Genomic DNA, 13,174 nt, shown 5'->3' with positions numbered 1-13,174 from the left:
CCGGTCGGTGGTCCTTAAAGAAGTTGCAGCCCAACGGATGCTATTGCGGTGAGCCTGAGGCTCCCTCACATCGAGCCGCGGACGTACTGAAACTGTAGGGGTTTCCCTGATGCAATGACACTCCGTCGCTTCTACGGTCAGTGTCAGGTATAACCCAAGCGCCGCCATCGCCTTGAGCAGTGATCGGGAATTCCAGAGGAGACCTTCCATGCCCAGTCCCGCTTCTTCAGGACCAGCGCGCGCGGCGAGCCTCAATCGCAGCTCGCGGCATGCTGCTCGGATTATCCGCCACGCGAAGTGGCCCTCAGCTACGTTGCAGATGTGTGCGACTGCGCTCATTGTCGCCGGCGGTTTGGCCGCGTCACCTCCCGCCTCGGCTGATGGCGGTTGCATTCCCGGCAACGTCCGCGGTGAGGTTCCGCGACTGACCCGGCCCGGCGACAACGTTTGTGTGCCGCCCAATATCGCTCAAGAAGTGCAAAGCGAGAACGCCGCCGCTGCGCGAGGTCAGGGGTATGCCGGCGGCGGCGCCTATGGGCCGAAGACGTGCGTCTCGGGCTTGGTGTGGCGCGAGGGCTACGACGGCGATGCGGTGTGTGTCAGTCCGCAGCGACGGCAAGAAACGTGGCAGGAAAATGCAAATGCCGGCGTCGGGGCCACCGGTGGCCTCCAGCCGCAGAATGGGCCCGGCGCCCACACCGTCACCTATCAGGTCCTCGGCGGCGGCGACGTCTTCTCGGTCATCCCCGACCCGGGAACCCCGGTCTATCCGGCCAGCACAACCACGTGGGTTCCGACACCGTGGTCGCAGACGGTGCAGGTGACGGGGAGCAAACTCCTGGCGTTGAACTACACCGACCACCACGGTACTCACGACTGCGCGATCCAGGTGGATGGCAAGCCCGTCCCGCTCACCGAGCACAAGCCCGGCAGGTGCGCCTACCAAATGCCCTAAGTTCACGGCACCCCAAAGGCCGTCGACGTCATGCACCGTAATCCCTGATGTAGCAAGGCTTCCGGGCCGGTAGCGAATCGTCTGCGTCGGGCATCGAAGGATCCACAAATGCGGAATCGCCCAAACAGTAGGAAAACCCCTGATGCCAGCCGCGCCGACGCTGGATAGCTTGGGCCAATGGGTCCTGACGCGGCGAATGTTGAGCGCTTCCTCGTCGAGTGGTACGGGCCCCAGGCACCGGCATGTTCCATCGGCGAGACGGCGGGGCGTCTCAACGACGGCGCCGCCTCCATCTCGGCGCGCGGTACGCGGGTTCGATTGCTGATGGCGCTGGCCGTCCCGGCAGATGGCTACGCCTTCGGCGTCTTCGCCGCCGAATCGGCAGAAACGGTCGCACAGCTGTGCGTCGACGCCGGGGCTCCCGCCGAGCGGATCAGCGCCGTTATCGGATGGTCGGCCACGGGCGAGTGATTGCCCAAGTTCGGCGCAACCGTTCTTACTGCGGTACCTGGGGAGCGATCCTTCGGGCGAGGTTGATGGCAGCCGAATTAGCCTGGTCTGGCGAGAGTTTCAGCACCGCAACCTGAACAGTATTGACTCTATTGCCAGCGGCGAACTCGACTTGGCCGCCGCCCAGCAGACGCATGCCATCGGGTCCCGGTTTTGACGGATCGGGGAAGCCGGGCTCCGGTGGAGGCAATTTGTTGTTGCGTGCCGTGCCTGGATTGCTGATCGTGATCGACACGGATTCGAGAGTCGCGGGATTATCCCAGGAACAACCGGCCATCTCAGGGTCCTTGCCGGTCGATTTGCCTTGGACGGTGACGCCCAGGATTGCCGAAATGTCTTGCGGTGACAGCATGGAGCATGCGTCGATCGGTTTGCTTGCGCTCGAGGCTGCACCGGCCGCATCGCCTTGCCGGCCGCTGGGGGTACTCGCGTGTGATTGGCAGCTTGCCACCGTACAGCTGAGGGCCGTCACGACCACCAGATGCTTGACCTTCGTCTGCATCAGGACTCCTAACGTTTGTAGTGACGTTACTTTCACGCGGTTGCTGAATCTTCAGAACGAGGCCACACTTTGATCGCCAACCGACATGCCATGACCGCTGCGATCATTGGTGAACCGCGTGCTGTCTGGAGTGGCGACGATCGTCCAGCCTTGTGCGGTATAGGTTTGAAATTCAAGCGTGACACGACCCTCGAGCGCACCGAGATCGGCTTCGACCCAGTGTAATTGGCCGTCCGCTGCGACACTGACGGCGTGGTAATGCCGCCCACCAGGGGTGGTGGGCCAATTGTTCGCCGCGGTCTGACAGGCAACCAGTTCCGCGTTGATCGAGCAGCTAGTCGATCCCGACTTGGTCGCCACCCGCACGTATCCTTGGCCGTTCGGTGTCAACGGAATCGCGGGCGGCGCCGGTGGGGCGGACGTCGAGATCAGGCTATAGTCACCCGGTGCCCCGCCCCGCAAATACCCTACGACGGTGCAGACCGTAGCCAATAGCCCGATCGCAAGGCACGAGCCAATTCTTCTATGGCCCACTGCATTTCACCGGATCGCTAGCTTACGCATATGTCTACCTTGGGATCGCACGGCTTCTTCGTTGGCGACGGTAGCGGTTGGGAAGTCGTCGCCTTGGGACTCGGCAAGGGCGTCGTGACGCCGGGCGTCGGGCGCGCCGTAGTTACGTTGTTCGGCGGAGCACCCGAGGTGGTTCCTCCGGGTGGCGGCGGATGTGATTGCCCCGGCAACCCAGGCGGTGGAGCCCCCGGCGTCGGCAGGGGCGGCGTGCCTATCGGCTGGCTCGGTCCTCCCGGAATGGGAACGACGGGGACGCTGATACCCGGTGGTTTGGCATACGGAGCCCCACCAGTTGGGCCGAACCCCGCACCGGCGTTCTCGTTCCAGGTTTCTTGACGGCGCTGCGGAACAACGCACACCGCATCCCCGTCGAACGCTTCGCGCCAGACGTAACCGGGCTGGCAGGTCTGGGGCCCGTACGCACCACCCTTCGGCTCGCGGAGGTTAGGCGCGTTGGCATTCTCCTGTGCGATCTCAGCAGCGACTTGCTTGGTAACGCATACTTGATCACCCGGACGCGCGTTGCGTGGGACGAGGTTGTTGGGGCATCCCTCGTCCGCGGGCGCCAGCGCCGGAATCCCGACCGCAATCGCGCTGATGATGGCAGACGACGACAGAGCGGCCGTCACGACCTGACCCCTGAACACGTTCGGATTCCTCTCCGGCGACTAAGCGTTACGAGATCCGACGCTATGGTCCGCGAGCACCCGCCACATCAGGGGTTTCACTACAGTTTCGCCTGCCCTCCACACTCGTGAGGGAGGCTTGGACGTCAGCCGGTGACCGCGAGCACGGCGGCGGCAAGCTCGGGACGGCACACCACCAGGTCCGGCAGCTTCGGGTCCGGCTGGTTGTAGGCCAATGGCGAACCGTCGATGCGAGAGGCGTGCAAGCCCGCGGCCCGGGCCACCGCCACCGGGGCGGCCGAGTCCCATTCGAACTGCCCACCGGCGTGGACGTAGACGTCGGACAAGCCCTGCACGATCGACGCCACCTTGGCTCCGGCCGAACCCATTTCCACCAAGACGCCATCCAGGGCATCGCGAACGGCCAACGCAATCGCGGGGGGCCGGGTGCGTGATACCACGATTCGCGGCTTGCTCGGTGCGGCGGGAGGCGCGGCCACGTCCGGTGTGGCCAAGGTGATGCCCTGCGCCGGTAGCGCCACCGCTCCGGCAACGAGTTCACCCTCCTGCCACAGCGCCACGTGCACCGCCCAGTCGTCGCGGCCGAGCTCGGAGAATTCCCGCGTGCCGTCGAGAGGATCGACAATCCACACCCGCTGCGAGCGCAGCCGCACCGGATCGTCGGCGCCCTCCTCGGATAGCACCGCGTCGTCGGGGCGCTCGTTCGCGAGCGCTGCCATGAGAAAGTCGTGGGATCGCTTGTCCCCCGCGGCTTTCCGCTCGCTGGCATCGGCATCGGCGAATTCGTCACGCACTCCGAGCAGCAGCCGCCCAGCCTCGGTGGCCAACCGCGCGGCCAGCCCGTGGTCATTCATCGGTCACTCCGGAGATCATCGCTATCCTCAATATGTTGGTCGGACTTACCAAACTTACCGTGCCGCGATTAGTGCGGCGCCCGCCACCCCGGGGGCGACGTTTCTGCCATAACCTGGTGAACGTGAGCGGCAACGTCTCTTCATCGAGCCGGCCGCGGCGGATTCCGCGGGGGCGCAAGACCGTGATCGGTGCGGTGCTGGCCGTTCTGCTGATTGGTGGGCTCGGCTTCGTCGGGATCAAGCTGACGAAGGACCAGAATGGCGCCGCGCCGCCGACCACCCAGCCCGCGCCGCCGACCAGCTTCGCCATTCCGGCCTGCTACAACCCAGCGGTTCAACCGGCCGAGCGTCCAAAGAAACTCAATGTCCTGGGCTGCGCGAGCGTAGCCGTTGCGCTGCAAGACATGTCGTGGAGCTCGTGGGGATCACAGGGAGCCGACGGGACCGGCACCGCCGTCTTCAAAATGTGCGATCCGAATTGCGCGGCCGGCTATCAACTCACCGATCCGGTCGTCGTGCATGCGTGGAATCCGCAGCCGCCGCGTCCGGATGCCATCTGCCAGGTCGGGCTCAGGATTTTCGCCGACATGATCCTGGCGTTCCCCAAGGATGTCCCGCCGCCCACCGCGCAGAAAATGACCACTCAGTACAACGGAATGCCGGCGGTGCACTACGTGAACTACGCCGTCGGCAACGGTCGCGACACCCAATTCATCGGCTATACGTTCTGCAATTAGAGACGGCAGCTCAGACCTCGATGACGACCGCCCCGCCCTGGCCACCGCCGGCGCACATGGCGGCGACGCCGATGCCACCGCCGCGGCGGGCCAGCTCGTAGGTCAACGTGGTGACCATGCGCGCACCCGATGCCGCGATGGGATGGCCCAGGCTGCAGCCACTTCCGGAGAAATTGACCTTTTCGTCGTCGATGCCGTACTCGCGGCATGCCGCGATCGGCACCGAGGCGAACGCCTCGTTGATCTCCCACAGCGCCACATCGCCGACCGATAGGCCGGCGCGCTGGAGCACCTTCCCGATCACCTTGACGGCGCCCAGACCGCAGTCCCGGGGCGGCACGCCCACGGCGGCCCAAGCCTTGACCGTGCCCATCACGTTGAGCTTTTCCGCTTCCGCGTACTCGCGGTCGACGAGGGCGACCGCTGCGGCGGCGTCGTTGGTGCCGCTGCTGTTGCCCGCCGTGATGGAGAACCCCTCGATCTCGGGGTGTAGCACCTTGAGCGCGGCGAGTTTCTCTACGGTGGTGTCACGACGCGGATGCTCGTCGACCGAGAAGTCAGTCACCGACCCGTCCAGCTGGGTGATCTTCAGCGGAACGATCTCGTCGACGAATTTGCCCGCGTCGATGGCCGCGATGGCGCGCTGATGCGACCGGGCGGCCCAGGCGTCCATCTCCTCGCGGGTGATGCCGACCGTCTGGGCGGTGTTCCAGCCCACCGTGATCGACATGTCCTTGGTGGGCGCGTCCGGGGTCTCGACGTGGGTGGGCGGCAGCCAGCGCTCCTCGAACTTCAGCTCGGGACCCGGAATCCGCTGGTTCATCAGCGGCGTCATCGACAGCGACTGCACCCCGCCCGCGATGAGCACCCGCTCCATCCCGGAGCCGATCTGGGCCGCGGCGTTGCCGATGGCGGTGAGGCTGCCCGCGCAGTGCCGGTTCACCGCCTGGCCGGGAATGTCCTCCATGCCGGTCGCGGCGGCCGCATAACGCGCCAGATCCCCTCCACCGTAATGCGATTCGGCGAAGATGATGTCGTCGATGACCGACGGGTCGACACCGGACCGACGCACCACCTCGGGGAGCACCGTGGTGACGAGCGTCTCTGGCGGCGTGTTGACGAGCGTCCCCTTGAAGGAGCGCCCGATCGCGGTCCTGACTGCTCCGACGATGACGGGTGTAGCCATGTTCTCAACCTCGAAATGTCTGGCTGCGGTCGGCAGCACGGGCGAAAGGCGCGGTCAGACGCCGCGAGGCGAATCGTATCAAATACCGTATGGGCAATAGTAACGGCCTACGTTCAGGCTGCGGGCAGCGTCTATTGGCCAGCCAATCAAGCTCTTTCCGGTGGCGCCTAGAACGTCACATCCGTCTCCGCGTGACCGATTTCCTGAGTCTGCTTACCGCTGGCGTCGTGGCACGAGACTGTTACGTGGTACCTGACCGGAAGCCCGAAGCCATTAAAGACCAGCTGCCCAGGCTGCTTAGGCCCAACGGTGAAGTCCTGGTGATTGCCGCCCGGGGTCGAGTCATAGGTGCACTTCGCCGTCAGTGCCGATGAGTTCGTCACCGTCGCGGTGATGCTCTTGCCGGTAACGCCATTGCCACTCACAGGACCGAACGACAACCCGATCGCGTTGGTCACCGGCGCCGGTGCCGCAGGCGGATTGGGATTGGGAGTCTTGGAGCAATCCGAGCCCGGGGGCAGGTTGTAGCCCGCTGTGCAATGGACGGGCCTGTTTGCGTCTGGCGCTGGCGCAGGGGCCGGGGCAGGTGCGGCAGGTTTGGGCGCACTCGTGTAGTTGTAGTCCGCCCAGGGGCCGCACCAGTCCCCCGAAAGGGTCTGTTTGCGGCAGCCCTGGACGCTGATCTTGCGGTCCGCGGCGTGGGAGCCGGTTGCGTATACGTCGTAGCCGACCCTGGCCGTCTGACCGTTGATGCACTTGAATGGGTATTCCTGTTGGTTCCCGTCTTCGATCCTCACGTGCACCGCGTCGATGACGTAATCGCCGTTCACTCGCTCGCAGCCGCCAATGATGCAGGTCACGTGGACGTCGCTGTCTGGCTTGCAGGTCACAGTGAGCCCATTGGACAGCGTGTCCGCGGACGCGACCGGCAGCAGCGATGTCCCGGCAACCCCAATCAGCGCCGCTATGACCGCTGCGCCTTTCCTAATGACCATGAGCCTGGGCATGAGAGGTCCTTTCGAGTCCACTGTCAGCAGATCGGACGCTATTGAGCAGGCCAGCCCAGCGCATCAGGGATTTCACTACAGTTTCGAGGCGCTGGGCCGTGGTCGCTGTGCGAGTCATGAGCTTCCACGGCCGGCAGGACACAATGGGTCGATGACCAGACCCGGAGCTCGGCGTGACACCACCCAGACGGCCGCGTATCGCGTCGGTGCGATGCTGATGGGCATCGGCACCCTCCACTTCCTGGCACCCAAACCGTTCGACGGGATCGTTCCCGCGGAGTTGCCCGGAGACGCGCGGCTGTACACCTACGTGTCGGGAGCCGCCGAGGTGTCGATCGGCGCCCTGCTGTTGCCGCGCCGCACCCGGCGATTTGCGGCGCTGGCGGCCGCCCTGCTGTTCGTCGCGGTGTTCCCGGCCAACGTCAACATGGTCCGGTTGTGGTGGGGCAAGCCGTGGCCGATGCGAGTCGCCGCCCTTGCTCGGCTGCCGCTGCAGCTTCCGATGATCACCACCGTGCTGAAAATCCGGCGCAACAGCTAGCGTGTCACATGCGCCACATGGGTCGCTGGCCGCGGCGGTGCCGCTTGTGTCCACCTCCGAGCGACAACCTTTAGTTGGCGGCGTCCCGCCTGGTCGCCCGAGGTGTCGCTCCGAGGCGGGCAAACTTTCTGTCCTCTGACGCGGAAACCGTTGTGGCAGTTGAGATCGTTGCGGCGTAAACGCATCCATCGCGCAGGAGGTTTTAGCGGCAAAGGCCGACATCGCGGCCCTGCTCGCGGTTGCGGCGGCGTTGACGATGGCCATCGGAGATGTGATCGGGCCCCAGCCTCCGCGCGCGATTTGGGTTGGCACGTAATGGCTTCCGTCACGGACGAAGTACGGTGTCGTCCCCGCCTCGCCGACGTCGTCGGGCACGATCTTCGTCTCGGTCACCGCATGCCTGCCTTATCCTGTAAAGCCACGAACCGTGGATACAGTATCGCCTTCTAGCCCCGCGGCGAGCCGACACGATGCGCGGTGCCGTCGGGATCGACGTAGACGAATTCCCGTAAGCCGTAGGGTGTGTCGTTCGGAGAGATCAAGCGGCCTTCGAGGCGCTCCAGCGCCTTCCATTCCGCGTACACCGCGTCGGCGTCACTGACGTACAGGTACACACTCGCGGCCGTGCGGAGAGGATCGTGTTCGGCCCACTCGGTGAGGTGGATCGAGACCGATCCGCGGTCGACGAACCCGTAGCGCTCCGGGCCCTCGTAGGCGCGCGCGTCGAAGCCGAGTCTGCGATAGCGCTCGAGCGCGACGTCCAGGTCTAGGACCGGCACGATTGGGGACACGGAGTCGAACGCGATTTCGGGCACACCCCAGTGTGCCAGCGAAACGCTGTCGTATGCCCCACCCGCAAGCCACCCCTGAATGGCCGACGCGTGGGCTGCGCGGACCGATGGCCACCGACCGTTTACCTGTTGGCCGTAGCGATCCCACGCGGCGGCGGCGTACGCTCTGGCGGCCGAACCGGTCAAGCCGTGATACTTGCGCCATCACCGAACCTGGTTGTAAGCCGTACCCGCAGATGTCATACGGGCGACTGTCGCACCGCGTTGAGGAGGACAAGTGAGCACATCGGAAACCGCGAGGCCCCGCGGTGGGCTGCCGGTGATCCATCTCTCCGAGCTGCTGCGTGCGCCGGTGGTGGCGCGCGCCGGTGAGGCCGTGGGCCGCGTCGAGGACGTGATCGTGCGACTGCGGGGGGCGGACGACTATCCGGCGGTGACCGGGATTGTGGCCGGGGTCGGCGGGCGCCGGGTGTTCGTCGGCACCAGGACCATCGAGGAGTTCGCCCCGAAACGAATCGTCCTGACCAAGAACAAAGTTGACCTCCGCGGCTTCGAACGCCGCGATGGTGAGGTGCTGCTGCGCGCCGACGTGTTAGGCCACCGGCTGATCGATGTGGCCGCCGCGGAGTTGGTGCGCGCGTACGACGTCGAGCTCGAGGACACCGGCGCCGGGTGGGTCGTCGCGCGGCTGGACACCCGGCGGCCACCGACGTTGTTCGGGCTGATCAAGCATTCCGGCGGACATGCGGCCCGCGATTGGAAGGCCTTCGAACCGCTGATCGGCCATGGCGGTTCCGACGCCGTGCGGCGGCTGTCGGACCGGTTCGGCGAGTTCAAAGCCGCCGAGATCGCCGATCTACTCGAGGAGGCCGACAAGGCCGAAGGCGGCGAAATTCTCGACCGGGTGCACAGCGACCCGGAATTGGAAGCCGACGTGTTCGAGGAGCTGGACCCCGACAAGGCCAGCCGCCTGCTGGACGGCATGCCCGACGACGAGGTCGCCGCCCTGTTGGGCCGGATGCGCGCCGACGACGCCGCCGACGCGATCGCCGACCTGCGCCAGTCGCGGCGACGCCGCGTGCTGGAGCTCATGCCCGGCCCACAGCGCACCAAGGTGATCACGCTGATGGGGTTCAACCCCGAAAGCGCCGGTGGGTTGATGAACGTCGACTTCGTGTCCTGCGCGACCACCGCGACGGCGGGCTCGGCGCTGGCGTTGATCGCCGCCGCGTCCACCGTCCAGCCGGAGGCGTTGATCAAGGTGCACATCCTGGACGAGGGCGGACGGCTGGCCGGCGTGGTATCGGTGATCACCCTGCTGCAGGCCGATGCCGCCGAAAGCGTTGGGGCGCTGATGGATTCCGATCCGGTTTGCGTCAGCGCCGACGCCGATCTGACCGACATTGCGTTGTTGATGGCCGACTTCAACCTCTACTCCATCCCCGTCGTCGACGAGGGGGACCGCGTGCTCGGGGTGGTCACCGTCGACGACGTCCTGGAGGCGACCATCCCCGAGGACTGGCGCCGACGCGAGCCCGCGCCGCGTCCGTTCCGTGAAATCACCCAACCGGCCGACAGCCACGCCCCTGGAGCCGAGACGCCGTGACATCCAGCGCCGACGAGACCACCCCCGCGCCGGCTGCGGTCAGCGCGGTGCTCGACGCCGCGCACCTGGGCGATATCGAGGGGGCGTTCGGGCGCGTCAAACTCGGCGAGACGGACCATTCGCGGACGTGGAAGACCCGGCTGCTGACGCTGCTGGCGATCGTCGGCCCCGGGATCATCGTGATGGTCGGCGACAACGACGCCGGCGGGGTCGCCACCTACACCCAGGCCGGCCAGAACTACGGCTATTCCCTGTTGTGGGTGCTGCTGCTGCTCATCCCGGTGCTGATCGTCAACCAGGAGATGGTGGTCCGGCTCGGCGCGGTCACCGGGGTCGGCCACGCCCGGCTGATCAACGAACGCTTCGGCCGCGGCTGGGGCTGGTTCTCGGTCGGCGACCTGTTCCTGCTCAACTTCCTGACGATCGTCACCGAGTTCATCGGCATCTCCCTGGCCGCCGACTACATCGGGGTGTCCAAATACGTTGTGGTCCCGATCTCGGCGGTGGCGCTGGTCGCCATCATGGCCAGCGGCAGCTTCCGGCGCTGGGAGCGGGCCATGTTCATCTTCATCGCCGTGACCCTGCTGCAGATCCCGATGCTGCTCATGTCGCACCCGCAGTGGGCGCACGCGGCGAAGTCGTTTGTGGTGCCAAGCATCTCGGGCGGCGTGAGTTCGGACGCGGTGCTGCTGATCATCGCCATCGTCGGCACCACCGTCGCGCCGTGGCAGCTGTTCTTTCAGCAGTCCAATGTCGTCGACAAACGGATCACGCCGCGGTTCATGGCCTATGAGCGCGCCGACACGGTGATCGGGGCGTTCGTCGTGATCGTCGGCGCCGCGGCATTGTTGATGACCGGCGATTGGGCGGCGCGCTCGACCAACACCGTGGGCGGCTTCTCCGACGCCGGGGCCATCGCGCACCTGCTCGGCCAGCACAGCGCGACGCTCGGCGCGTTTTTCGCCATCGTGCTGATGGACGCGTCGATCATCGGCGCGGCCGCCGTGACGCTGGCCACCAGTTACGCGTTCGGCGACGTCTTCGGCCTCAAGCATTCGCTGCACCGCGGCTTCGCCGACGCCAAGCAGTTCTACCTGTCCTACACCGCGATGGTGGCGCTGGCCGCGGCCATCGTGCTCATCCCCGGCGCGCCACTGGGTTTGATCACCACCGCCGTGCAGGCCCTGGCCGGCCTGCTGTTGCCCAGCGCCAGCGTGTTCCTGCTGTTGCTGTGCAACGACCGGGAAGTGTTGGGCCCCTGGGTCAACCGGCGCTGGCTCAACTGGGTCGCCGGGCTGATCGTCGGCATCCTGTTGCTGTTGTCCGGGATCCTGATGGCCACCACCCTGTTCCCGCACATCGATGTCGTCGCCGTCGCCGGGTACCTTTCCCTGGCGCTGGTCGTCCTCGCCGCCGCCGCGGTGCCGACGCTGCGCTGGATGGCCCGCGGCCAGCCCGCGCCACCGGCCCCAACGCCGCCGGCCCGCCCCGTCGACCGCAACACCTGGCGCATGCCGCCGCTTACCTTGCTCGAACCGGTCACCTGGTCACCCGGCACCCGGCTCGGCATGATCGCCCTGCGCAGCTACCTGGTCGTCGGCGCGCTGCTGCTGGTCGTCAAAGCCGTCCAGCTCGGCCGCTGAATTTCGGCGAAACGTTCGCCTGGTAATCCTTCGCGGTGTTAGCTGAGCTGTCAGCAGCAAAGCACGCCAGCCCTGGCATCCGTTACCCATGCGGCGCCGTCAACCACCACGCCGTCGCCCGCCCCGACAACCGGGTCAAACGTCTACTACCCCAATTGCAGGGCAGCGTGCGCCGCCGGCGCGGCTCCGATTTACATCGGACAGCCGGGTTATCGGGCCCCCCTTGATCGCGACGGCGACGGCATCGCCTGCGAGGTGTGCCACTGAATTCGGCTGCCCTACTGGGGCAGCGCCTCGCCCCGCGTCTCGGGCGCGAGCGGGATGACGAAGAGCCCGATCACGAACGCGACGGCCGTCAGGGCGACGGGTAGCCCGAGGGTATGTAGGTGCAGCACCGCCGCCCCGAGCAGGAAGTTCACCCCCGCGCCGACGAAGCGGCCGAACGAGGTGCAGAAGGCGAAGGCGGTCGCGCGCACGCGCGTCTCGAACTGCTCGGGCAACCACAGGCTGAAAATGGCGAAGTTGCCGCCGAAGAACCCGAGCACGAACAGCCAGGCGATGAAGGGCGCGAGCCCGTGGGGCATATAGAACGCCCAACCGAAACTGCCGATGATCGAAACGGCCATGCCCGCAAAGTAAATCGCGAGTGTCTTTCGGCGCCCGATGCGTTCGGAGAGCAGCGGCACGACGAGACATCCCAGGATGGTGCCGATGGACAACAGGCCGGTGGCCCAGGACGCGGTTCTGGTGGCGCCGGCCTTGTCGAATCCGGCGTGCTGCGCCAGCTGAATCACCGCGGTGGGCTCGTAGACGGCGCCGGCCCACAGGCCCACGATCGCGATGGTCAACAGCGCGCACGCCACCCAGGTGCGACGCCGGTACCGCGCGCCGAGAATCTCGCGCAGCGGGTTCACGCGGACCGGGGGTTGGGCCTCCAGCTTCTCCCACTTTTCGGTTTCCTTCACCCGCGTCAAGATCAGGATCGCGACGACGATCGGCACCGCGCCCGTCAGAAACATTGCCCGCCAACCGAAATGGACCCCGACGGTGTAGTTCAAGGCGGCAGCCAGAAAGAATCCCGCGTAATAGCCGGTCTGCAGATAGCCCGCGCCCATCTTGCGGCGGTCCTCGGGCCACGCCTCGGCCACGTAGGTCCCCGCCAGGGCCCATTCGCCGCCGATCCCCACTCCCGCGATGAAGCGGAAAATGGCCAGCTCCCATACGTTTTGCGCCGCGGCCGAAAGCCCGGTGAAGATGGCGAAGGTAAGGATGGTCGCGGCCAGCACCTTGGTGCGCCCGAAGCGGTCGGCGATCGGCCCCCAGATGAACGACAGGCCCCAGCCCACCAGGAACAGGGCAAACAGGATCGATCCCGCGAGACCGACATTGGTCGACGTGGCGGCGAAACCCGAACGCGGCAGCAGCTCGGTCAGCGCGGGCGCGAGCACGAGCGCGTAGATGAACGAATCCATTCCGTCGAGCGTCCAGCCCGTCCACGCCCCCCAGAACCCCGCGATCTGCGAACGGTTGAGCGGGGTGCGACGCCTGGTGAGGCTTGCCGGCTGCGTCGTCGACGTCATCTGGCCTCCGTTGACACGGGTGGAACGACTATTGGAATTCGC

General features: G+C 66.2%; 14 protein-coding genes. 7 read left to right on the top strand and 7 right to left on the bottom strand.

Translation table 11 applies throughout. The annotated features are described in order from the left end of the window. Positions 1-475 precede the first annotated feature (475 nt). Both A5655_RS17080 and A5655_RS27945 read left to right on the top strand, forming a co-directional pair. A complete protein-coding gene (locus A5655_RS17080; RefSeq protein ID WP_067011873.1) occupies positions 476-955 on the top strand; it encodes a hypothetical protein in 480 nt (159 codons plus the stop codon). 177 nt (positions 956-1,132) lie between these two features. Continuing rightward, complete coding sequence (locus A5655_RS27945; protein WP_067011872.1) at positions 1,133-1,426, top strand: hypothetical protein; 294 nt, start codon at positions 1,133-1,135, stop codon at positions 1,424-1,426. Between the two features lie 25 nt (positions 1,427-1,451). Here A5655_RS27945 and A5655_RS27940 read toward each other — a convergent pair whose 3' ends face one another. The 3 genes from A5655_RS27940 to A5655_RS17070 form a co-directional block, all read right to left on the bottom strand. Then, a complete protein-coding gene (locus tag A5655_RS27940) occupies positions 1,452-1,967 on the bottom strand; it encodes a hypothetical protein (protein ID WP_156764897.1) in 516 nt (171 codons plus the stop codon). A gap of 51 nt (positions 1,968-2,018) precedes the next feature. Further along, the gene (locus tag A5655_RS27935) at positions 2,019-2,327 is read right to left on the bottom strand and encodes a hypothetical protein (protein ID WP_156764896.1); all 309 of its coding nucleotides are present in this window, start codon (positions 2,325-2,327) and stop codon (positions 2,019-2,021) included. Between the two features lie 985 nt (positions 2,328-3,312). After that, positions 3,313-4,041 (bottom strand): 3'(2'),5'-bisphosphate nucleotidase CysQ, encoded by a 729-nt coding sequence (locus A5655_RS17070; RefSeq protein ID WP_067011870.1) that lies wholly within the window; start codon positions 4,039-4,041, stop codon positions 3,313-3,315. A gap of 182 nt (positions 4,042-4,223) precedes the next feature. On the opposite strand from A5655_RS17070, the gene A5655_RS17065 reads away from it, so the two are divergent. Beyond that, entirely contained in the window at positions 4,224-4,778 is a 555-nt protein-coding gene (locus tag A5655_RS17065) for a hypothetical protein (protein WP_067011868.1), read from the top strand. Positions 4,779-4,788: 10 nt separating this feature from the next. Here A5655_RS17065 and A5655_RS17060 read toward each other — a convergent pair whose 3' ends face one another. Together A5655_RS17060 and A5655_RS17055 are read right to left on the bottom strand one after the other, a co-directional pair. Next, entirely contained in the window at positions 4,789-5,964 is a 1,176-nt protein-coding gene (locus A5655_RS17060) for a thiolase family protein (protein WP_067012007.1), read from the bottom strand. Between the two features lie 167 nt (positions 5,965-6,131). Further along, positions 6,132-6,971 (bottom strand): hypothetical protein, encoded by an 840-nt coding sequence (locus A5655_RS17055; protein ID WP_067011867.1) that lies wholly within the window; start codon positions 6,969-6,971, stop codon positions 6,132-6,134. Positions 6,972-7,122: 151 nt separating this feature from the next. Here A5655_RS17055 and A5655_RS17050 point away from each other — a divergent pair, with 151 nt between their 5' ends. Further along, positions 7,123-7,512, top strand: coding sequence for a hypothetical protein (locus tag A5655_RS17050; protein WP_067011865.1), 390 nt, complete (start codon positions 7,123-7,125; stop codon positions 7,510-7,512). Positions 7,513-7,958: 446 nt separating this feature from the next. Here A5655_RS17050 and A5655_RS17045 read toward each other — a convergent pair whose 3' ends face one another. Then, positions 7,959-8,318, bottom strand: coding sequence for a VOC family protein (locus A5655_RS17045; RefSeq protein ID WP_156764904.1), 360 nt, complete (start codon positions 8,316-8,318; stop codon positions 7,959-7,961). 262 nt (positions 8,319-8,580) lie between these two features. Between A5655_RS17045 and A5655_RS17040 the strand changes: the two genes are divergently transcribed. The 3 genes from A5655_RS17040 to A5655_RS28325 are packed head-to-tail and all read left to right on the top strand — an operon-like array spanning position 8,581 to position 11,819. Then, entirely contained in the window at positions 8,581-9,909 is a 1,329-nt protein-coding gene (locus tag A5655_RS17040; protein WP_067011862.1) for a magnesium transporter MgtE N-terminal domain-containing protein, read from the top strand. Continuing rightward, positions 9,906-11,552 carry an NRAMP family divalent metal transporter gene (locus tag A5655_RS17035; protein WP_067011860.1) on the top strand — a complete coding sequence of 549 codons (1,647 nt, stop codon included), beginning with the start codon at positions 9,906-9,908 and terminating at the stop codon, positions 11,550-11,552. Before A5655_RS17040 ends, A5655_RS17035 begins: the two co-directional genes overlap by 4 nt. Before the next feature lie 42 nt (positions 11,553-11,594). Then, complete coding sequence (locus tag A5655_RS28325; protein WP_082978720.1) at positions 11,595-11,819, top strand: excalibur calcium-binding domain-containing protein; 225 nt, start codon at positions 11,595-11,597, stop codon at positions 11,817-11,819. An 11-nt stretch (positions 11,820-11,830) separates the two neighbouring features. Here A5655_RS28325 and A5655_RS17030 read toward each other — a convergent pair whose 3' ends face one another. Next, positions 11,831-13,132 carry an MFS transporter gene (locus A5655_RS17030; protein WP_067011858.1) on the bottom strand — a complete coding sequence of 434 codons (1,302 nt, stop codon included), beginning with the start codon at positions 13,130-13,132 and terminating at the stop codon, positions 11,831-11,833. Positions 13,133-13,174 lie beyond the last annotated feature (42 nt).

Origin of the sequence: Mycobacterium sp. 1081908.1 (assembly GCF_001673535.1) — a bacterium.
Classification (GTDB): Bacteria; Actinomycetota; Actinomycetes; order Mycobacteriales; family Mycobacteriaceae; genus Mycobacterium.
This window is presented reverse-complemented; position numbering and strand designations above follow the sequence as displayed.